The 19,197-nt window shown below is 66.6% G+C and carries 19 protein-coding genes; 13 read left to right on the top strand and 6 right to left on the bottom strand.

The window, feature by feature from the left end:
• Positions 1-108: 108 nt before the first annotated feature.
• The gene (locus AB4Y40_RS19495; protein ID WP_368689166.1) at positions 109-420 is read left to right on the top strand and encodes a thioredoxin family protein; all 312 of its coding nucleotides are present in this window, start codon (positions 109-111) and stop codon (positions 418-420) included.
• Between the two features lie 99 nt (positions 421-519).
• On the opposite strand, the gene hpaR is transcribed toward AB4Y40_RS19495, so the two are convergent.
• A complete protein-coding gene (hpaR, locus tag AB4Y40_RS19490) occupies positions 520-918 on the bottom strand; it encodes a homoprotocatechuate degradation operon regulator HpaR (RefSeq protein ID WP_368689335.1) in 399 nt (132 codons plus the stop codon).
• A 188-nt stretch (positions 919-1,106) separates the two neighbouring features.
• On the opposite strand from hpaR, the gene AB4Y40_RS19485 reads away from it, so the two are divergent.
• The 7 genes from AB4Y40_RS19485 to hpaI are packed head-to-tail and all read left to right on the top strand — an operon-like array spanning position 1,107 to position 7,021.
• Positions 1,107-1,877, top strand: coding sequence for a fumarylacetoacetate hydrolase family protein (locus AB4Y40_RS19485; protein WP_368689334.1), 771 nt, complete (start codon positions 1,107-1,109; stop codon positions 1,875-1,877).
• Complete coding sequence (locus tag AB4Y40_RS19480; protein ID WP_368689165.1) at positions 1,874-2,629, top strand: fumarylacetoacetate hydrolase family protein; 756 nt, start codon at positions 1,874-1,876, stop codon at positions 2,627-2,629. Before AB4Y40_RS19485 ends, AB4Y40_RS19480 begins: the two co-directional genes overlap by 4 nt.
• Positions 2,630-2,663: 34 nt before the next feature.
• A complete protein-coding gene (gene hpaE, locus AB4Y40_RS19475; protein WP_368689164.1) occupies positions 2,664-4,121 on the top strand; it encodes a 5-carboxymethyl-2-hydroxymuconate semialdehyde dehydrogenase in 1,458 nt (485 codons plus the stop codon).
• Entirely contained in the window at positions 4,121-4,984 is an 864-nt protein-coding gene (hpaD, locus tag AB4Y40_RS19470) for a 3,4-dihydroxyphenylacetate 2,3-dioxygenase (RefSeq protein WP_368689163.1), read from the top strand. The genes hpaE and hpaD overlap by 1 nt, the downstream gene beginning before the upstream one ends.
• Positions 4,985-5,008: 24 nt before the next feature.
• On the top strand, positions 5,009-5,419 hold the full coding sequence (locus tag AB4Y40_RS19465) for a 5-carboxymethyl-2-hydroxymuconate Delta-isomerase (protein WP_368689162.1): 411 nt from the start codon (positions 5,009-5,011) through the stop codon (positions 5,417-5,419).
• Positions 5,419-6,222: a 2-oxo-hept-4-ene-1,7-dioate hydratase gene (hpaH, locus tag AB4Y40_RS19460; RefSeq protein WP_368689333.1), complete on the top strand. Its 804-nt coding sequence runs from the start codon at positions 5,419-5,421 to the stop codon at positions 6,220-6,222. The genes AB4Y40_RS19465 and hpaH overlap by 1 nt, the downstream gene beginning before the upstream one ends.
• Before the next feature lie 16 nt (positions 6,223-6,238).
• A complete protein-coding gene (hpaI, locus tag AB4Y40_RS19455) occupies positions 6,239-7,021 on the top strand; it encodes a 4-hydroxy-2-oxoheptanedioate aldolase (protein ID WP_368689161.1) in 783 nt (260 codons plus the stop codon).
• Between the two features lie 44 nt (positions 7,022-7,065).
• Here the strand turns inward: hpaI and AB4Y40_RS19450 are convergent, their stop codons facing one another.
• Positions 7,066-7,509 carry a MarR family winged helix-turn-helix transcriptional regulator gene (locus tag AB4Y40_RS19450; RefSeq protein ID WP_368689160.1) on the bottom strand — a complete coding sequence of 148 codons (444 nt, stop codon included), beginning with the start codon at positions 7,507-7,509 and terminating at the stop codon, positions 7,066-7,068.
• Between the two features lie 167 nt (positions 7,510-7,676).
• On the opposite strand from AB4Y40_RS19450, the gene AB4Y40_RS19445 reads away from it, so the two are divergent.
• Both AB4Y40_RS19445 and AB4Y40_RS19440 read left to right on the top strand, forming a co-directional pair.
• Positions 7,677-8,447 (top strand): class II aldolase/adducin family protein, encoded by a 771-nt coding sequence (locus AB4Y40_RS19445; protein ID WP_368689159.1) that lies wholly within the window; start codon positions 7,677-7,679, stop codon positions 8,445-8,447.
• 4 nt (positions 8,448-8,451) lie between these two features.
• Entirely contained in the window at positions 8,452-9,453 is a 1,002-nt protein-coding gene (locus AB4Y40_RS19440; RefSeq protein ID WP_368689158.1) for a 2-dehydropantoate 2-reductase, read from the top strand.
• Positions 9,454-9,456: 3 nt separating this feature from the next.
• Here AB4Y40_RS19440 and AB4Y40_RS19435 read toward each other — a convergent pair whose 3' ends face one another.
• On the bottom strand, positions 9,457-10,746 hold the full coding sequence (locus AB4Y40_RS19435) for an MFS transporter (protein ID WP_368689157.1): 1,290 nt from the start codon (positions 10,744-10,746) through the stop codon (positions 9,457-9,459).
• A gap of 434 nt (positions 10,747-11,180) precedes the next feature.
• Here AB4Y40_RS19435 and AB4Y40_RS19430 point away from each other — a divergent pair, with 434 nt between their 5' ends.
• The 3 genes from AB4Y40_RS19430 (at position 11,181) to AB4Y40_RS19420 (ending at position 15,270) form a co-directional block, all read left to right on the top strand.
• Entirely contained in the window at positions 11,181-14,087 is a 2,907-nt protein-coding gene (locus tag AB4Y40_RS19430; RefSeq protein ID WP_368689156.1) for a mechanosensitive ion channel family protein, read from the top strand.
• 245 nt (positions 14,088-14,332) lie between these two features.
• Positions 14,333-14,794, top strand: coding sequence for a cupin domain-containing protein (locus AB4Y40_RS19425; protein ID WP_368689155.1), 462 nt, complete (start codon positions 14,333-14,335; stop codon positions 14,792-14,794).
• 77 nt (positions 14,795-14,871) lie between these two features.
• Positions 14,872-15,270, top strand: a complete 399-nt coding sequence (locus AB4Y40_RS19420; protein WP_368689154.1) for an FKBP-type peptidyl-prolyl cis-trans isomerase — start codon at positions 14,872-14,874, stop codon at positions 15,268-15,270.
• A gap of 84 nt (positions 15,271-15,354) precedes the next feature.
• Here the strand turns inward: AB4Y40_RS19420 and AB4Y40_RS19415 are convergent, their stop codons facing one another.
• The 3 genes from AB4Y40_RS19415 to AB4Y40_RS19405 all read right to left on the bottom strand — a co-directional run bounded on the left by AB4Y40_RS19415 (position 15,355) and on the right by AB4Y40_RS19405 (position 18,829).
• Complete coding sequence (locus AB4Y40_RS19415) at positions 15,355-16,689, bottom strand: AAA-associated domain-containing protein (RefSeq protein WP_069261521.1); 1,335 nt, start codon at positions 16,687-16,689, stop codon at positions 15,355-15,357.
• 14 nt (positions 16,690-16,703) lie between these two features.
• Positions 16,704-18,452, bottom strand: a complete 1,749-nt coding sequence (locus tag AB4Y40_RS19410; protein WP_368689153.1) for an ABC transporter permease — start codon at positions 18,450-18,452, stop codon at positions 16,704-16,706.
• A gap of 206 nt (positions 18,453-18,658) precedes the next feature.
• Positions 18,659-18,829 carry a hypothetical protein gene (locus AB4Y40_RS19405; protein WP_368689152.1) on the bottom strand — a complete coding sequence of 57 codons (171 nt, stop codon included), beginning with the start codon at positions 18,827-18,829 and terminating at the stop codon, positions 18,659-18,661.
• Positions 18,830-19,197: the final 368 nt, after the last annotated feature.

The following is a 19,197-nucleotide window of genomic DNA, read 5'->3' as shown; positions in this document are numbered from 1 at the left end:
CCTCTCGCGCAAACGTTCTTGTGGGCCCCCGATGCGAAGTCTGAACGATGCCGCGCGTTGCGGTATCGTACGTGGATGTCTGCAGATGCCATTACGAGGAATCACACGATGAACTACGCCACGCACGCGCCCGCCCGCAACGAAATCGATTCGCTGAGCGGGGCCGCCGTCGTCGAATTCGGCACCGACTGGTGCGGCTATTGCCAGGGCGCGCAACCGCTGATCGGCGCGGCGTTCGAGCGCAATCCGCAGGTGCGTCGCCTGAAAGTGGAAGACGGACCGGGCCGCGCGCTCGGCCGCTCGTTTCGCGTGAAGCTCTGGCCCACGCTCATTTTCCTGCGCGACGGCGTGGAGGTCGCGCGTGTCGTGCGTCCGCAAAACGCCGCCGAACTCGACGAGGCGTTCGCTTCGCTCGCGTAGTCGCGCGCGGCCCTCCTACGCGGTCCGAACGATCCGCGCGGACCGCTCCCGAAAAGCCTCACCTTTGCCCGCGAGCGCGCCCGAAGGCGCGCGCCGCGCTCACGCCTCCAGGCCGGCGAGCAGATCGTCGATCGCGCGATACACACGCTCGACCACCTCCGGCCCGACCTCCGCTTCCAGCGCCTTGTAGCGCGCCTCCAGTTCCTTCGAAATCGCTTTCACGAGCTGATGGCTCTTCTTCGTGAGCGAGACGAGCACGCGCCGCTGGTCGTCGGCGAAACGCTCCTTCGTCACGAGCCCAAGCGTTTCCATACGCGCGAGCACGCCCGCCATGCTCGGGCTGGATATCGTGCAGAGGTCGGAAATCTGCCGCGGCTCGAGCGGTCCGCTTTCGTTGAGCGCGCGAATCACGCGCCACTGCTGCTCGGTGAGACCGTGCGCCGTGATGAGCGGGCGAAAGCGTTCCATCATCTTTTCGCGCGCGCGCAGCAGCAGCATGGGCAGATTGCGGTGCGCAACGCGAGTGGTCGGACGCGAAGTATCGGACATGGCGGTTTCAGCTAAACGAGGAATTCGAGGACAGGCCCTGGGGGAAACCCGAAAAATTCTCATCGACGATTGACGACGGATGATAGCAAGCGCACTATCACTCACATATTAGTGTTTCCGTGAAGCCCATCCAAGCCATGTTTTCCGTTGCCGATCATCTGCTGCACGTCGAAGGCGAGGCCTTGCCGCGCGACGTCAGCGCCGCCGCCATGCGCGAGCTGCTCGCCACGGGCACGCGTTGCCGGGCGCCGGTGAGCGGCGCTGTCTACGGCACGCTGCTCAACGACCGTCACGCGCTCGAAGCGCTGGGCGACGCCGTGAACGCGCCCCCTTACAAGGCGCCGCCGCGCGCGCCCATCCTCTACCTGAAGCCGCGCAACACGCTCGCGGGCCACCGCACGCGCGTGGCCGTGCCGGGCAGCGAGGGCGTCCAGGTGGGCGCGTCGCTCGGCGTCGTGATCGGGCGCACCGCCGCGCGCGTCGCCGCACACGAAGCGTTCGATTACATCGCGGGGTATACGCTCGTGGCCGATCTGAGCGTGCCGCACGCGAGCGTCTACCGCCCCTCGGTGCGGTTTCGCGCGCGCGACAGCTTCTGCGTCATCGGCCCCGCCGTGGTCGCGCGCCGGCAAGTGGCCGATCCCGATGAGCTTGCCATTGCGGTGAATGTCGAAGGCGGCGCGGCCTTCCATGCGACGACGGCTACGAACGTTCGCGGCGTCGCCCAGTTGCTCGCCGATGTCACCGACTTCATGACGCTCGCCCCCGGCGACGTCATCACGCTCGGCGTGCCGCATGGCGCACCCGTGGTGCAGGCCGGTGCGCGTGCAGCGATCTCCATTGGAGACTGGGCGCCACTCGAAATCGAATTCGTCGCGGCAGGTGAAGCGCAAGGAGTACAAGCATGACGCGCGGACGCGTCGCCTATGCAGGCGCCATCCATGAAGCCACGCCCGAAGGACACCGCGTGCGGCTCGCCGACGGCCGCGTGCGCGAGGAGCACGAAGTCGTCTGGCTCGCGCCGTTCGAGCCCGGCACGATCTTCGCACTCGGGCTCAATTACGCCGAGCACGCCAAAGAGCTGCAGTTCTCGAAGCAGGAAGAGCCGCTCGTGTTCCTCAAGGGGCCGGGCAGCGTGATCGGCCATCGCGGCACCACGCGCCGCCCCGCCGACGTCACGTTCATGCATTACGAGTGCGAGCTTGCCGTCGTGATCGGCCGCACCGCGCAGCACGTGAAGCGCGAGGACGCCATGCAGTACGTGGCCGGCTACACGATCGCGAACGACTACGCGATCCGCGACTATCTGGAGAACTACTACCGCCCGAATCTGCGCGTGAAGAACCGCGACGGCGGCACCGTGCTCGGCCCCTGGTTCGTCGACGCCGCCGACGTTGCCGACGTCAACGCGCTCGGCCTGCGCACTTACGTGAACGGCGAACTCAAACAGAACGGCAACACGCGCGATTTCGTCACCGGCATCGCGGAACTCATCGAGTATTTGAGCGGCTTCATGACGCTCGCCCCCGGCGACGTCATCCTGACCGGCACGCCCGAAGGCGTCGTCAACGTGAATGCGGGCGACGAAGTGGTGTGCGAGATCGACGGTCTGGGCCGTCTCGTCAACACCATCGCGAGCGACGCCGACTACGGGCGCTGATCCGCCAACGAATCGAACACGGACTACGTTAGACATGCGAATCGACCATCTGATCAACGGCCGCGCGCACAGCGGGCGCGACTACTTCGAGACCGTGAATCCGGCCAACCAGGACGTGCTCGCGGAAGTGGCGCGCGGCGGCGCGGAGGAAGTCGATCTCGCGGTGCGCGCCGCGAAAGACGCGTTTCCCGCCTGGGCGGCCACGCCCGCCGCGGAGCGCGCGAAGGCGATTCGCAAGCTCGGCGAGCTGATCGCGAAGCATGTGCCCGAAATCGCGCAGACCGAAACGAAGGACACGGGCCAGACCATTTCGCAAACCGGCAAGCAACTCGTGCCGCGCGCCGCCGACAACTTCAGCTACTTCGCCGAAGTCTGCACCGCCGTGGACGGCCACACCTACCCGACGTCCACGCATCTGAACTACACGCTGTTTCATCCCGTGGGCGTGTGCGCGCTCATCTCGCCCTGGAACGTGCCGTTCATGACCGCCACGTGGAAGGTCGCACCCTGCCTCGCGTTCGGCAATACCGCGGTGCTGAAGATGAGCGAGCTGTCGCCCCTCACGGCCTCGATGCTCGGCCAGTTCGCGCTCGATGCCGGCATTCCGGCGGGCGTGCTCAATGTCGTGCACGGCTATGGCAAGGAAGCGGGCGAGCCGCTCGTCGCGCACCCCGACGTGCGCGCGGTTTCGTTCACGGGCTCGACGGCCACGGGCAACCGCATCGTGCAGGCTGCGGGCCTCAAGAAGTTCTCGATGGAGCTGGGCGGCAAATCGCCGTTCGTGATCTTCGACGACGCCGATTTCGAGCGCGCCCTCGACGCCGCCGTGTTCATGATCTTCTCGAACAACGGCGAGCGCTGCACGGCCGGCTCGCGCATTCTCGTGCAGCGTTCGATCTACGCGAAGTTCGCCGAACGCTTCGTCGAGCGTGCGAAGCGCATCAGCGTGGGCGATCCGCTCGACGAGACAACCATCGTCGGCCCGATGATCAGCCAGGGCCATCTCGCGAAAGTACGCAGCTATATCGAACTCGGCCCGAAGGAAGGCGCGACGCTCGCGTGCGGCGGCCTCGACGCGCCGGCGCTGCCCGACGCGGTGAAGAACGGAAACTTCGTGCGGCCGACCGTGTTCGTCGATGTCGATAACCGCATGCGCATTGCCCAGGAAGAAATCTTCGGCCCGGTGGCATGCCTGATTCCCTTCGACGACGAAGCTCACGCGATCCGCCTGTCCAACGACATCGCCTATGGTCTGTCCAGCTACGTGTGGACCGAGAACACCGGCCGCGCGCTGCGCGTGGCCGCCGCCGTCGAAGCGGGCATGTGCTTCGTGAACAGCCAGAACGTGCGCGACCTGCGCCAGCCGTTCGGCGGCACGAAGGCTTCGGGCGTGGGCCGCGAAGGCGGCACGTGGAGCTACGAAGTGTTCCTCGAGCCGAAGAACGTGTGTGTTTCGCTCGGCTCGCATCACATTCCGCACTGGGGCGTGTAATGGGCAAACTTGCGCTGGCAGCCAAGGTCACGCACGTGCCTTCGCTGTACCTCTCCGAACTGGACGGTCCCCACAAGGGCTGCCGCCAGGCGGCCATCGACGGCCATCACGAGATCGGCCGCCGCTGCCGCGAGCTGGGCGTCGATACGATCGTCGTGTTCGATGTGCACTGGCTCGTGAACAGCGAGTATCACATCAACTGTGCGCCGCGCTTCGAAGGCGTCTACACGAGCAACGAGCTGCCGCACTTCATCAAGAACATGCCGTATGCGTATCCCGGCAATCCGCAGCTTGGCCATCTGATTGCCGATGTCGCGAACGAAATGGGCGTCAAGACGCGCGCCCATAGCGAAACGACGCTCGACCTCGAATACGGCACGCTCGTCCCCATGCGCTACATGAACGGCGACGAACATTTCCGCACGGTTTCGGTCGCGGGCTGGTGCATGTGGCACGACCTCGCCACCAGCGCGCGCTTCGGCCTCGCCGTGCGACGCGCGATCGAAGAGCGCTACGACGGCACGGTGGCAATACTTGCGAGCGGGTCGCTCAGCCACCACTTCGCCAACAACGGCACGGCCGAAGCCTTCATGCACAAGGTCTGGGACCCGTTTCTCGAAGCGACCGATCGCAACGTCGTGGCGATGTGGGAGCGCGGCGACTGGAAAACCTTTTGCGCCATGCTGCCGATGTACAACGAAAAGTGCTGGGGCGAAGGCGGCATGCACGACACCGCCATGCTGCTCGGCGCGCTGGGGTGGGACCGCTACGAAGGCCGCGCGGAAGTCGTCACGCCGTATTTCGGCAGTTCCGGCACCGGGCAGATCAACGCCATCCTGCCGGTCACGCCGCTGCCGGTCTAAGCGGCTTAAGCACGGGAGAACGCCATGCCCCATCTCACCCTCGAATACAGCGCGAATCTCGCGGACGCGAGCAGCATGGGTCAGCTATGCGAATCGCTTGCCCACGTGCTCGATGCGCAACGCGATGAAAGCGGCGCACGCGTCTATCCACGCGGCGGCATTCGCACGCGCGCGCTGCGCTGCGAACAGTACTTCGTGGCCGACGGCGATCCCGGCAACGCCTTCCTGCACGGCTGCCTGAAAATCGGCGCGGGCCGCTCCCAGGCCGTGCGCCGGGCGACGGGCGAGGCGCTCTTCGAGGCGATCAAGCAGCACTTCGCCCAAGCCTTCGCGTCGCACGGCCTCGCGCTCTCGCTCGAAATCGTCGAGTTCAGCGAAGAAGGCGCGTGGAAGCACAACAACCTGCACGCCCGGCTCAAAAACGTGAGTTCATGATGCTAGATCAGCAAACCATCTGCGAGCTGGCTGCACGGCTCGACGAAGCGGAACGCACGCGCACTCAGCTGCGGCATTTCTCGCGGTCGCATCCGGAGATGACGATCGACGACGGCTACGCGATCCAGCGCGAGTGGGTCAAGCTCAAGCTCGCCGCGGGCCACACGATCAAGGGCCGCAAGATTGGCCTCACGTCGCGCGCCATGCAGCGCGCGTCGCAGATCGACGAGCCCGACTACGCGCCGCTGCTCGACAGCATGTTCATCCCCGCAGGCAGCGAGATTCGCGCGGACCGCTTCATCGCGCCGCGTGTGGAAGTGGAACTGGCGTTCGTGCTGAACCGGCCGCTGCAAGGGCCCGACGTCACGCTCTTCGACGTGCTCGACGCCACGGCCTACGTGACGCCGGCCATCGAAATCATCGACGCGCGCATCGAGCAGTTCGACCGCGAAAGCAAAGCGCCGCGCAAGGTGTTCGACACGATTTCCGACTTCGCCGCCAACGCGGGCATCGTGCTGGGCGGCCGCCCGGTGAAGCCGCTCGACGTGGACCTGCGCTGGGTCGGCGCGCTGCTCTACAGGAACGGCGCCGTGGAGGAAAGCGGCCTGGCCGCCGCGGTGCTCAACCATCCGGCGACCGGCGTTGCGTGGCTCGCCAACAAGATCGCGCGGCACGACGAGCGCCTCGAAGCCGGCGACGTGATCCTGAGTGGCTCGTTCACGGCCCCGGTTCCGGCGCGCGCGGGCGATACGTTCCATGCCGATTACGGCCCGCTGGGCGGCATCGGCTTTCATTTCATCTGATCAGGATGCCGAAATCATGGCCGTACCCGCCAACCCGTTCAAGCGCGCGCTCGCGCAAGGCCACCCGCAAATCGGCCTGTGGGCCGCACTCGCCGACGCGTACGTGAGCGAACTGCTTGCCAACACAGGTTTCGACTGGCTGCTGATCGACGGCGAGCACGCGCCCAATGATCTGCGCGGCACGCTCGCGCAACTGCAGGCCGTCGCGCCCTACCCCACGCACGCGATCGTGCGGCCCGTGCGCAACGACGCCGCCATCATCAAGCAACTGCTCGACATCGGCACGCAAACGCTGCTCGTGCCGATGATCGAGAACGCCGACGAAGCACGCACCGCCGTCGCCGCGACGCGCTATCCGCCGCACGGCGTGCGCGGCGTGGGCAGCGCGCTTGCGCGTGCCTCGCGCTGGAATGGTTCGGCCGACTATCTGCATCACGCGGCGGAAGAACTGTGCGTGCTGGTCCAGGTGGAAACGGCAAGCGCGCTCGCCCAGCTCGAAGCCATCGCGCAGGTGGAGGGCGTGGACGGCGTGTTCTTCGGGCCCGCGGACCTGAGCGCTTCGATGGGCCTGCTCGGCCAACCGGGCTCGCCACCGGTGCGCGAGGCGATCTGCAACGGGATTCGCACCGTGCGCGCGCAAGGCAAGGGCGCGGGCGTGCTCGCGGCCGATCCCGTCGTTGCGAACGAATATCTGGAAGCGGGCGCGACATTCGTCGCCGTAGGCAGCGACGTGTCCCTGCTCGCACGCAGCGCAAGCGAACTGGCCGCGAAATTCCGCCAGCCTGCGGCGCGCGGCTAACGCGCGTTCATTCTGCGCTCACTCCATTACGCGCGGGCGGCGCTTCATTCGCCCGCTTCCCCGTGCGCCACGAGCTTGGCCAGCACGCTCGCCAGCACTTCGCGCTCGTGCTCGCTCAGCGTGGCGAGAATCGCCTCATTCGTCGCCTTCGAGATCGTCGTGGCGCGCCGGTAGGTGCTGCGCCCCTGCGCCGTGAGCGCCACGAGCACGCCGCGCGCGTCCGCTTCGTTCGAGGTCTTGGCGAGCAGGCCCTTGCGTTCGAGCACGTCGGTGGCGCGGCTCGCCTGGCTGCGGTCGAGATTCGACACGCGCCCGAGATCCGACACCGACAGCGATCCGAACGCGCCCACGCTGAGCAGCAGCCGCGCCTCCGTGAGCGACAGGGAAAGCGCTGCCTCGAACGCGTCGCCCATCGTGCGATCGGTCTGCTTCTTGAGCACATGGAGCCGGTAGGTGAACAGCTCCGCGATGTTGTACTTCCCCGTCATGGATCTTCCCGCCAGGTTTTCACCGGCCGCGAAATGCGGCCACGGCATCAGGATAGCATCGATGAAAGCCCTTTTCTGCAGGCATTTCATGGACAATTTGATGCTTGCACACGCATATATTTGCGCGTAGGATCGGCCTGATCTGAGCCCGCCACGAGGAGACTTTCATGAATGAAAACATCCAGCGCACGCGCCCCGAATGGTGCGACCCCACGGAATGGGCGGCGCGCGTGCAGCTTGCCGCCGTGTATCGCGTGTTTCATCTGATGGGCTGGACCGAGCTGATCTTCAATCACATTACGCTGCGCGTGCCCGGGCCGCACCAGCATTTCCTCATCAACCCGTTCGGGCTCACGTACGACGAAATCAAGGCCTCGAATCTCGTCAAGATCGATCTCGAAGGCAATATCCTGAGCCCGAGCGAATACCCGATCAACCCGGCCGGCTTCGTGATTCACAGCGCAATTCATGCAAACGTGGCAGACGCGCATTGCGTCATGCACACGCACACCACGGCAGGGCTCGCGGTGGCGTGCATGGAAGGCGGCCTCGCGTATACGAACTTCTATTCGGCGCAGTTGCACGACATGGTCGCGTATCACGACTTCGAAGGCATCACCGTGCACGCCGAAGAAAAATCGCGCATCCTGAAGTCGATGGGCGACAAGCGGCTGCTGATCCTGCGCAATCACGGGCTGCTCTCGCATGGTGTGACCCTCGCGCACGCGTTTGCGCTGCTGTGGACGCTCAACCGCGCGTGCGAAGTGCAGGTCGTGACCGATTCGATGCGCGGCCAGACGCTGCCGATCGCGCCCGCCATCACCGAACGCTCGACGCGCGACGCCTTGCAGTTCTCGCCCGAACACGGCGCGGGCCAGAACGTGCTCGACGCGCTGGTCCGCCGCGTCACGCGCATCGACCCGTCCTATCTGGAGTGAAAGTTTGAACACACCGAATCAGAAGATCACCGTCGTCGGCGGCGGTGCGATCGGCGGCCTGATCGCGGCGCGTCTGGCGCGCGCGGGCATCGCCGTGAATCTGCTCGCCCGCGGCGCGCATCTGGAAGCGATTCGCCGCGACGGTCTCACGATCGTCGAAGGCGACACGCGCTACACGCAATCCGTCAACGCCACGAACGACGCCGCCACGCTCGGCGCGCAAGACATCGTCTTCGTTTGCCTGAAGGGTCAGGCGCTCACCCAGTCGGCCGCTTCGCTCGCGCCGCTGGTGGGCCCGCACACGCATATCGTCTCGGCGATGAACGGCGTGCCCTGGTGGTTCCTCCACGGCTTCGGCGGCACGCACGCGAACGGCCGGCTCGAAGCGGTCGATCCCGGTGGTGTCGTCTCCAAGGCGCTGCCGCCCGCGCAGGCTTCGGGCTGCGTCGTGCATCTGTCGTCGTCGATTGCGGGGCCGGGCGTGATCCGCAGGGGCGGCGGCAATCATCTGATCGTCGGCGCGGGCTCGGCGCACATGGCCGAACGCGCGCAGCAAGCGTGCGATCTGCTGGCCCGGGCCGGCTTCGAGGTCACGAAGGCCGCACCGATTCAGGCCGATATCTGGGCGAAGCTCTGGGGCAACATGACGATGAACCCCATCAGCGCGCTCACGCGCTCGACCGCCGACGTGATTCTCGACGACCCGCTCACGACTCAGCTCGTGAGCGCGGTCATGGCAGAGGCGCGTGCAATCGGCGAAGCGCTCGGCATTCGCCTCGCGATGACCATCGAGGAGCGCAACGCGATCACGCGCAAGCTCGGCGCGTTCAAGACCTCGATGCTGCAGGACGTGGAGGCGCAGCGCTCGCTCGAAGTCGAAGCCCTGCTAGGCGCGCCCTATGAACTGGCGCAGCGTGTGGGCGTCGCGGCGCCCTCGCTCGGCATGCTCTACGGTCTGGCGCGCCAGCTCGACGCGAATCTCGAAGCGGCGCGCCAGAAAGGCTAACCGTCAATCCTCGAGCGGCTTGCCCGTAAGGTCGCGAATAAACGGCAACGCGAGGCACGAGATCGCCACGCACGCCATCACGTACCACGCAGGCGCGAGCAGATTGCCCGTGCTCTTCACGAGCCAGGTGGCAACGGTCTGCGCGAAGCCGCCGAAAATCGCCACGCCGATGCCATAGACGATCGCCATGCCCGTCGCGCGCACCGCGCGCGGGAACATCTCGGGCAGCATGGTGATGGACGGCGCGGCCTGCAGCCCCAGGAGCACACTCAGGCCGCCTACGGTGATCAAAAGACGCGTGGCGTCCGGGCCGCTCGCGAGCCACAGGAACGCCGGGTAGATCGACAGCAAGACGCCCACGCGCGGCCAGAAGATCAGCGCGCGGCGGCTGAACCGGTCGCAGAGCAGGCCCGATACGGGCGCCACCAGAAAGGTCACGACGCCGGAAACGAGCCCTGCGAGCAAGGCCGTGGGCGCGGGCACCTTCAGTTCGTGAATCGCATACGTCGGCATATAGAACGTGACGACATAGGCCGTGACCGTGGAGCCGATCGTCAGCAGGATGCCGAGCGCCGCGCGCCGCCAGTGGTCGCGCAGCACGGCGAGCACCGGCATGCGCACCACGCTCGCCTGCTGCGGCAATTGCTCGTCCAGACGCCGGCGAATCCACATGCCGAGCGGCGCGATCGCCACGCCCATGAGGAAAGGCACGCGCCAGCCCCAGGCGAGCAGCGTGTCGGCGGCGAGGAAAGTCGTCAGGAGTCCCGCCGTTAATGCGCCGAGCGAAACGCCCATCCCCTGGCTCGCGAACTGCCAGCTGCCGAGCAGGCCGCGATTGACGGGCGTGCCCGCCTCGATCAGCAGCGTGGTGGAAGCGCCCACTTCGCCGCCCGCGGAAAACCCCTGCAGCAGGCGCGCGAACACGATCAACACCGGTGCGGCCACCCCGATCTGCGCGTAGGTGGGCGCGAGGCCGATCAGCATGCAGCCCAGCGCCATCATGAAGATGGTGAGCGTCATGGCGGGCTTGCGTCCGGCGCGATCGGCATACGCGCCGATCACGACGCCGCCCAGCGGCCGCATCACGAAGCCCACGCCGAAGGTCGCCACCGAGGCCAGCAACTGCCCGTAGCTCGACATGGTGGGAAAGAACAGCTTGCCGATGGTCAGCGCGAAGAAGCTGTAGACGGTGAAATCGAAGAATTCGAGCGCATTGCCGATCGTTGCGGCGACGATCAACTGCGTGCGGCTCAGTTTGCCCTTGCGCACTCCGGTCATGCTGACGCTGTTCATGGCTCTCCTCGTCGGCCTCTGGCGGGCCTGAATGTTGACCGTGCAACGGTAGCACTCGCGCGGGCGCACGCGCCACTGATCAAAACCCGCGTAGGCGGCAGACCGCACGGCATTGAAGCGTCCCTTTTATCGGCGCCCCGGCGTGCGCACCTCATCCGCGTTCGTAAGGTAAAAGAGGCATACTCCCGGCATAGTCAGCACTCACGTTTCGCGCGCCGCGCCGTTTTTGCCGGTTCCGCAAACGCCATGCGGGCCACCCACGCACAAAGTGGGCACCAAACTTGCGGCAGCGCGTCGAACGTTCCGACGAATCGGGCGGCGGCAGGCTGTGCGCCGCGCCAACGCGCTTCCCGCCGCGCGTTTCGTCCCGCTGTCTTTTCCTCCGCCGCCACTGAAGGGTCGCCGCAGTCGCGACCCGTAAGCCAATGACAAGGATGTCCCTTTCTTCTGCCTTTCGGTTCCCGCGCGCATCGCGCCTGCATGCTCTCGTCGCCGTCCTCGCCGTTTCAGCCGGCCTGACGCTCGCGCTCGGCGCGTCGAGTGCGGCGGCGGCGACACCGGCCACCGTCGCCGAAGCGCTCAGGCCCGGCACGAGCCCAGCGCATCCCGCCCAGCCTGCCGCGCCCGCCACTAGCGCCAACGCGGCCAACCCGGCCGCCCCCGTGGCGCTCACGCCCACCCAGGCGCAAGCCGCCCTGCAGGTTCTCGACGATCCCGTGCAGCGCGGCCACATGGAAGACACGCTGCGCGCCATCGCTGCCGCCGGCGCGCTGGCCGTGCCCGCCTCGGCGAGCGCGCCGGCCAGTGCGCCCGCCGCGGCCTCCGGCGCGGCGGCGGCCACACCCGCTTCGGCGCCGCTGGCGGGCGCACTGCGCTCCAACGGTCTGGTCGTGCAGATCGCCGATCACGCCGCGCACGGCGCACGCACGATCGGCCAGCATCTGAACCATACGTTCGCGACGCTGCTCGGCCTCTGGTCCACGCGCAACTGGTGGCAGGACCACCTGAACACGCCGGAAGGCCACGCGCTGCTGCTCGCGCTCCTGCGTGTGCTGCTGCTCACGCTGGTGCCCGCGCTCGCGCTCGCCACGCTGCTGCGCCGCGTCGTCGCCACGCCGGAGCGCGCCATTGCCGCGCATCAGGCCGCGAAACAGCGCGAGGACGCCGGCCCCGCGCAAGGCGGCACACCGACGCCGCAGCCACAAACGCCTGAAGCGACGGGCACGAGCCTCGCGCTCGCCGCGCAGGCGAAAGCCGCCGATGCGAAGGCCGACGCGGAACAGGACGCCCTGCGCGAAGCCGCCGGCATGGAACCGGCCGAGGGCAAGGACGGCAAGGACGACAAGGACAGCGACCCGAACGCCGGCCCCAACGCGAACGCCAGCGCCAACGCCGCAGCGCGCGCCACCGTGGTCGCGGCGCAAGCCGAGGACAACGCCGGCGCCACGCCGAAGACCGCCGCGGACCGCGCGAAAGAGGCGTACCACGCGCTGCGTGGGGCGCATCACTGGCGCCTCTTGCAGCGTCTGCCGGGCGCGTTGCTCGTGATGCTGCTCGAAGTCGTGCCCGTGGTCGCCTTCGGCCTGTGCGCCGCGGGCGTGCTGTCGCTCTTCGGCCCCGACGACGCCGCGCCCGCCGAAGCCGTGGGCCAGATCGTCGATACGTACGTGATCTGCCGCGTGATCGTGATGTTCGGCAAGCTGCTGTTCGCCCCCGACGCCGCCGCGCTGCGCCTCGTGCCGCTGCCCGACGACTGGGCCGCTTACGCGCAGCGCTGGCTCGTACGCATCGTCGTGATCGGCGGTGTGGGCGGGGCGATCGGCGGCGCGGTGCCGCTCGGCATGACCGAGGACGCGCATCTCGCGCTCGTGAAGGTCGTCACGCTGGTCGGCCACCTCGCGCTCGCCGTGATGATCCTGCAGTTGCGCCGCCCCGTGGCCGACGCCATGCGCGCCGCCGCCGCGCGCCATGGCTCGTATGCCTGGTTCATGCAATGGTTTGCCGACATCTGGGTTGGCGTCGCGCTCTTCGTCGTCCTGGCGCTCTGGTTCGTCTGGGCGCTCGATCTGCGCGGCGGCTACGCGGCGCTGCTGCGCGCCGGTGGACTCTCGCTCGTCGTCCTGCTCGCCGCGCGCGTGAGCGCCATCGTGCTGCTCGGCGCGTTGAGCCGCGCGTTCGGCTTGCGCGAGGATCAGGAGAAGATGAGCTTCGGCCAGCGCCGTGCGTATCGCTATTACCCGGCGCTGCGACGCATCGTCGTCGTGGCGATCTGGATCGTCACGCTCGACCTGCTGCTGCACGTCTGGGGCCTGCGTCCCGCACGCATTCTCGCGCTCGCGCCGATGGGGCATCTGCTGGGCTCTGCACTCCTCACTATCGTGATCGCCGTCATTGCCGCCGTCGCGATCTGGGAGTTTGCGAACGGCGCGGCCGAGCGGCGCCTGAACGCCTGGACCGACGCGGGCGACTTCGTGCGCGCCGCGCGTCTGCGCACGCTCTTGCCGATGTTCCGCACCACGCTGCTCGTGTCGATCCTCGTCGTGGTCGGGCTCACCGCGCTCTCGCAGCTCGGCGTGAACACCGCGCCGCTGATAGCGGGCGCGAGTATCTTCGGCGTGGCGCTCGGCTTTGGCTCGCAAAAGCTCGTGCAGGACTTCATCACCGGCATCTTCCTGCTGACGGAAAACGCCATGCAGGTGGGCGACTGGGTGACGGTGGCGGGCGTCTCGGGCACGGTCGAGTTTCTCTCGATCCGCACCGTGCGCCTGCGCGGCGGCGACGGTTCGCTCTACACCGTGCCGTTCAGCTCGGTGACGACGGTGAACAACACGAATCGCGGCATCGGCAACGCGGCGGTGAAGGTGCAGATCGCGCATGGCGTGGATCTGCAGCGCGCCATCGACACGCTCAAGGACATCGGCGCCGAGATCCGCAAGGAAGACGCGTTCAAGAACGGCATTCTCAGCGACTTCGCGTACTGGGGCGTCGATCAGGTGGATGGCGCGGCCGTCACGCTCGTCGGGCAGATTCAGTGCAAGGACTCGGCGCGCTGGGGCGTGCAGCGCGAGTTCAACAAACGCGTGTTGCTGCGCTTCACGGAACGCGGCATCGAACTGGCGAATCCGCAGCGCAACTTCCTCGTCGGCATGGCGCGCGGTGACGATGTCGAAGGGCATACGTACGGCGACGACCATCACGACGACGACGCCACCGACAACGATCGCGCGCGGGCGCAGGCGCACGGCGCTTCGAAGACGGCTTCGCAAGGCGGCAAGGCGCGCACTGGCCGCGCCGGTGCATCGGGCGACGGCAATGGGTCGTCGAGCGGCAAGCCGAATTGATGCATCGACACACTAGCCGGTGCGCGCCTTACGCGCGCCGGCCTCACCCGTCGCTTCACTCGGCCGATCTCCCGAAAAGTCTCACCGATACGCCGCAAGCCACCTCGCGGCGCAACGCTGGCAGGGTAAAGTTCTCCGTCTAATCAAGGGTCTGCGAGCGGTGGCATGGTGCGCCGCACGCGCGGCGCGGTGAGTCCCGAAGAAGCTCACCTTTGCCTCTGCCTTCGCAAATTGTGGAGTCGTCCATGCCGAAGATCGACATCGCGAGCGTGCCAAAGCGTCAGGGCACCGGCTATCCCGCGCCATTCGACGCGCCATGCGCCGAGCGTATCCGCCAGCGGCTCGGCGACGCCGGCGGTCTGCGCGACTTTGGCGTCAACTTCATGCACTTGCCGCCGGGCAACTGGTCGAGCCAGCGTCACTGGCATTCGGACGAAGATGAATTCGTCTATGTCCTCGAAGGCAAGTTGACCCTGATCGAGGACGATGGCGAAACCGTGCTGCGCGCGGGCGACTGCGCGGCGTTTGCGAAGCACTCCGGCAACGGGCACCACATGATCAACCGGTCGGATCGCGTCGCCGTGTATCTCGAAGTCGGCTCGCGTTCGCCGGCAGACGTCATCACCTGCTCCGACGTCGACATGATCAGCCCCAGCAGCGACGGACGGTTTCTGCACAAGGACGGCACGCCGTACGCGAGCGCCTGAACCGTCGTACCGGCAACGAACCGGGACCCGGGCCGCGCGCCCGATATAATCGATTTGCCATTCAACGAGGATCTCTCATGAAATCACTGATTGCCCTGGTCGCCGCTGCCACCGTTGCAACGACCGCGTTCGCCGCCAACCCCATCGACAAGTTGCCGTCGGGCGTCATCGTCGAGCACATCAAGCAAGGCACCGGTCCGCAACCCAGCGCCACCGACGTCGTGCGCGTGAACTATCGCGGCACGCTCGCGAACGGCACCGAATTCGACAGCTCCGACAAGCATGGCGGGGCGGCGACCTTCCCGCTCAATCGCGTGATTCCGTGCTGGACCCAGGGCGTGCAGAAGATGAAGGTCGGCGGCAAGGCGAAGCTGACCTGCCCGGCGGCGACCGCTTATGGCGATCGCGCGGTCGGCCCGATCCCGCCGAACAGCGACCTCACGTTCGAAATCGAGCTGCTCGGAATCGGCCAGTAAGGCCAGCAGATTCTGCAGGCAAAAAAACGGGCGGTTGAGGTGTCACCCTCGCCGCCCGTTCTTGTTTTTGCAAGGGCGCAGGCGTTACGCCTCGACGTCCTCGAAACTGAAGATTTCCGACTGGTCGTTGTACGAGAAGACCTCGCCGTAACGCGCCCACTCGATCACGGTATCGAGCGTTTCTTCGGCGTCGACATCGGAAAGCACGTCCTCCAGCTCCTGCTCGAAGCGCACGCGCGGCGCACGATGGCCGGGCCGCTCGTCGAGCACCTTCTTGATCCGCGCCGCGAGCGGCACGTTGCGCAGCAGGTGGTCGGCGAACATGAGCTTGCGCGCCTGCGTGCCCATCTCCGCAAACACGCGAGCGGGCGGCGTGAGCAGCACATCGCCTTCGCGCACGTCGGCGAAGCCGAGCTGCTGCAGCATTTCCACGATCGGGAACAGGTCGTCGACTTCCAGATGCAGCGAGCGCGCGATTTCCGGCATGTCGGCGCGGCCGTGATACGGCGCGGCCGCCAGCGTCTCGATCAGACCCGCCATGATGTTGGTCGACACGTCCGGCAGACGGCTGCCCACTTCGAGACGGCGAGTCGTGGCCTCGGCGGCTTCGCGCGCCGTCATCTTCGCGTAGATGTCGTCGACGAGCTTGCGGAACGCCGGGTCGAGACGGTTGCGCGGATGCTTGAACGGCACCTTGATCTCGGCCGACACGCGCCCCGGATTCGACGACAACACGAGAATGCGGTCGCACATGAACACCGCTTCCTCGATGTTGTGCGTGACGATCAGCACGGACTTGATCGGCAAACGCCCTTGCGTCCACAGGTCGAGCAAATCGGTACGCAGCGTTTCGGCGGTCAGCACGTCGAGCGCGGAGAACGGCTCGTCCATGAGCAGGAGCGTCGGGTCGACCACGAGCGCGCGAGCGAAACCCACGCGTTGGCGCATGCCGCCGGAAAGCTCACGCGGATACGCGTTTTCGAAGCCGTCCAGACCGATCAGGTCGATGGCCGCAAGCGCGCGCTCGCGCCGCTCGCGTGCGCCGACGCCTTGCGCTTCGAGGCCCGCTTCCACGTTCTGCAGCACGGTGAGCCACGGGAATAGCGCGAAGGTCTGGAACACCATCGACACGCCTTCGGCGGGTCCTTCGAGCGGCTTGCCGAGCCAGTTCACCTCGCCTTCGGTCGGCTCGATGAGCCCGGAGATGATGCGCAGCAGCGTAGATTTGCCCGAGCCGGAACGGCCCAGCAAGCCGACGATCTCGCCCTCGCGCAGCGTGAGGTTCACATCGTCGAGCACGAGGCGCTCGTCCTCTTTCTTCGCGAAGCCGCGCGAAACATGCTTGACGGCGAGCACTTCCTGGCCGGGAGCGGGCCGCATCGGCAGCAGATCGGATGAGACGATTTTCGGATTCAGCATAATGTCACTCCATCTCAATCGAGGCGCAGCCGGGACTCGGCGTAGGCATACAGCGGACGCCAGAGCACGCGGTTGAACAACGTAACGAACAGGGACATCATCGCGATGCCCAGAATGATCTTCGGGAAGTCGCCGGCGGCGGTCGTTTGTGCGATGTACGCGCCGAGGCCATGCGCGACGACTTTCGTGTCGCCCCACTGCACGAACTCGGAGACGATGCTCGCGTTCCATGCGCCACCGGAAGCCGTGATCGCGCCCGTGATGTAGTACGGGAAAATGCCCGGCAGCATGGCCTTCTTCCACCATTGCCAGCCGCGAATGCGGAAGTTCGTGGCCGCTTCCTTGTAGTCGTTCGGATACGCGCTGGCACCCGCGATCACGTTGAAGAGGATGTACCACTGCGTGCCGAGCACGATGAGCGGCGAGAGCCAGATGTCCGGGTTCAGGTGAAAGCGCACGATCACGATCACGAACACCGGGAACAGCAGGTTCGCCGGGAACGCCGCGAGAAACTGCGCGAGCGGCTGGACCTTCTCGGCGAGCGACGGGCGCAGGCCGATCAGCACGCCGAGCGGCACCCAGATCACCGAAGCGATGGCGATCAAGAGCAGCACGCGCAGGAGCGTGATGAGGCCGAGCACGAACACGTGCCAGACTTCATCGAGCGTGACGCCCGTGCGCACATAGGCCACCACGCGCCACACCACGAACACGGTCAGCGCGATCACGAGCACGGCCCAGACGATGTCGCCGATGCGCGAGCGCTTGCTTACCGTGGTCACGACAGGCAGCGCCTTCGGCAATTGCACTCGGAACGGCACGCGTGCGAGCGTGGCGAGCAGGAAGCCCATCGGCACGAGCAGGCGGTGAATGAGGCGCGTGCGGCGAATCAGGTCGAGCAGCCACGACTCGGGGGCATCACCAGAACTCGTCGTCTCCATGCGGAACTTGTCGGCCCAGGCCACGAGCGGGCGGAACAGGAGTTGGTCATAGGCGAGAATCACGACGGTCATCGCCAGAATTACCCAGCCCACCGCGTGCAGGTTCTTCTCGGTGATGGCCTGTGCGAGATACGCGCCGACACCCGGCAGCGTGATCGTGTTGTTGCCCACCGTGATGGCTTCGGAGGCCACCACGAAGAACCAGCCGCCCGACATCGACATCATCATGTTCCAGATGAGGCCCGGCATCGAGAACGGCACTTCGAGCTTCCAGAAGCGCTGCCAGCCCGTGAGGTGGAAACTTCGCGAGACTTCGTCCAGATCGCGCGGCACCGTGCGCAGTGACTGGTAGAAGCTGAACGTCATGTTCCAGGCCTGGCTCGTGAAGATCGCGAAGATCGCCGCGAGTTCGGCACCGAGCACGCGCGAGGGAAACAGCGCGAGGAAGAACGTGACCGTGAACGAGATGTAGCCGAGCACCGGCACCGACTGCAGGATGTCGAGAATCGGCACGAGCACCTGGCCCGCGCGGCGGCTCTTCGCCGCGAGCGTGCCGTAGACGAGCGTGAAGATCAGCGACGCCACCATCGCCGCGAGCATGCGCAGCGTGGTGCGCATGGCGTACTCGGGCAGGTTCGCGGGATCGAGCGAGATGGGCTGCGCCTTCAACGTCGCGATGGGCGCCATCGTTTCGTGAAAGCCCACGGCCGCCATCGCAATGAGGCCGATCATCAGCGGGAACGCCACGAAGTCCCAGCGGTTCGGCAGCACGCGCCACGCCGAGGCGTTGGCCGTGCGGTTCAGGTTGAAGCTGAACTCCATTAGCGGCCTCCGTTGGCGAGTACAGGCGTGGGCACGAGCACGCCGGCGCAGGCGCGCGCTGCGCGGCGGGTCGTTCGCAATGTGTGGTTGAACTGGTTCATGTCGAAGCACCGGCGATGAGTTATTGCGCGAATCCCTCGCGCAGCGCGTAGGGCCGGCCCGGCCGGCTGGGCATACGCGCGGGGATCCGTTACTGCTTGTCTGATTCAGACCCGAAACACGCGCGCTCGCAGGTCTCGCCAGCGCGCGGCGAGTTGCGATTCCCGGCAGGGCGGCGGGGCGCTCGCACGCTCACGCGCGCCGAGCACATCGGGATGGAGGGTGTGCTGCGTTTGCTGCAGTTGCGACAGATGCGGCAAAAGAAGGCCGAAGTTCATACTGGTTCTCCTGGCGTCGCGGGGGACGCGTTGAGGAGGAAAGCCAGCAGACCCGGCAGAGCGCTTCGTTCAGCGCGCGGCGGCTCGCGTCTGCCCGCTTTCCTCAGTGCAATTCAAAAGGAAGCGGCATAACGGATAACTGTCACTGTCAGACATCGGAACTCCTTATCGTCACGGCGGCTGACCCCAGGGCTTGCATCGAGCCGGTGGCTCGAACGCGAAGCGGCTTCAAGGGCTGCAAAGCGCGCATGTGTCGATCCGCGCGTCGCGCGCAGGGCGCAACGAACGAACCGTGCCGCAAGCGCACATCGATCAGGGCGGGCTTACGGCGCGATGTCGGCCATCCGCGGCGCTTGATACGGTCAAGG

This window comes from Paraburkholderia sp. EG287B (assembly GCF_040965595.1).
Lineage (GTDB): Bacteria > Pseudomonadota > Gammaproteobacteria > Burkholderiales > Burkholderiaceae > Paraburkholderia.
The sequence above is the reverse complement of the archived record's forward strand: the minus strand, read 5'-3'. Positions and strand labels throughout refer to the sequence as shown.

Excerpts from the sequence above, each read along its gene's own strand:
- AB4Y40_RS19495 (WP_368689166.1), top strand. The coding sequence starts at position 109 with ATGAACTACGCCACGCACGCGCCCGCCCGCAACGAAATCGATTCGCTG.
- hpaR (WP_368689335.1), bottom strand. The coding sequence starts at position 918 with ATGCTGCTGCTGCGCGCGCGCGAAAAGATGATGGAACGCTTTCGCCCG.
- AB4Y40_RS19485 (WP_368689334.1), top strand. The coding sequence starts at position 1,107 with ATGTTTTCCGTTGCCGATCATCTGCTGCACGTCGAAGGCGAGGCCTTG.
- AB4Y40_RS19480 (WP_368689165.1), top strand. The coding sequence starts at position 1,874 with ATGACGCGCGGACGCGTCGCCTATGCAGGCGCCATCCATGAAGCCACG.
- hpaE (WP_368689164.1), top strand. The coding sequence starts at position 2,664 with ATGCGAATCGACCATCTGATCAACGGCCGCGCGCACAGCGGGCGCGAC.
- hpaD (WP_368689163.1), top strand. The coding sequence starts at position 4,121 with ATGGGCAAACTTGCGCTGGCAGCCAAGGTCACGCACGTGCCTTCGCTG.
- AB4Y40_RS19465 (WP_368689162.1), top strand. The coding sequence starts at position 5,009 with ATGCCCCATCTCACCCTCGAATACAGCGCGAATCTCGCGGACGCGAGC.
- hpaH (WP_368689333.1), top strand. The coding sequence starts at position 5,419 with ATGCTAGATCAGCAAACCATCTGCGAGCTGGCTGCACGGCTCGACGAA.
- hpaI (WP_368689161.1), top strand. The coding sequence starts at position 6,239 with ATGGCCGTACCCGCCAACCCGTTCAAGCGCGCGCTCGCGCAAGGCCAC.
- AB4Y40_RS19450 (WP_368689160.1), bottom strand. The coding sequence starts at position 7,509 with ATGACGGGGAAGTACAACATCGCGGAGCTGTTCACCTACCGGCTCCAT.
- AB4Y40_RS19445 (WP_368689159.1), top strand. The coding sequence starts at position 7,677 with ATGAATGAAAACATCCAGCGCACGCGCCCCGAATGGTGCGACCCCACG.
- AB4Y40_RS19435 (WP_368689157.1), bottom strand. The coding sequence starts at position 10,746 with ATGAACAGCGTCAGCATGACCGGAGTGCGCAAGGGCAAACTGAGCCGC.
- AB4Y40_RS19430 (WP_368689156.1), top strand. The coding sequence starts at position 11,181 with ATGTCCCTTTCTTCTGCCTTTCGGTTCCCGCGCGCATCGCGCCTGCAT.
- AB4Y40_RS19425 (WP_368689155.1), top strand. The coding sequence starts at position 14,333 with ATGCCGAAGATCGACATCGCGAGCGTGCCAAAGCGTCAGGGCACCGGC.
- AB4Y40_RS19420 (WP_368689154.1), top strand. The coding sequence starts at position 14,872 with ATGAAATCACTGATTGCCCTGGTCGCCGCTGCCACCGTTGCAACGACC.
- AB4Y40_RS19415 (WP_069261521.1), bottom strand. The coding sequence starts at position 16,689 with ATGCTGAATCCGAAAATCGTCTCATCCGATCTGCTGCCGATGCGGCCC.
- AB4Y40_RS19410 (WP_368689153.1), bottom strand. The coding sequence starts at position 18,452 with ATGGAGTTCAGCTTCAACCTGAACCGCACGGCCAACGCCTCGGCGTGG.
- AB4Y40_RS19405 (WP_368689152.1), bottom strand. The coding sequence starts at position 18,829 with ATGAACTTCGGCCTTCTTTTGCCGCATCTGTCGCAACTGCAGCAAACG.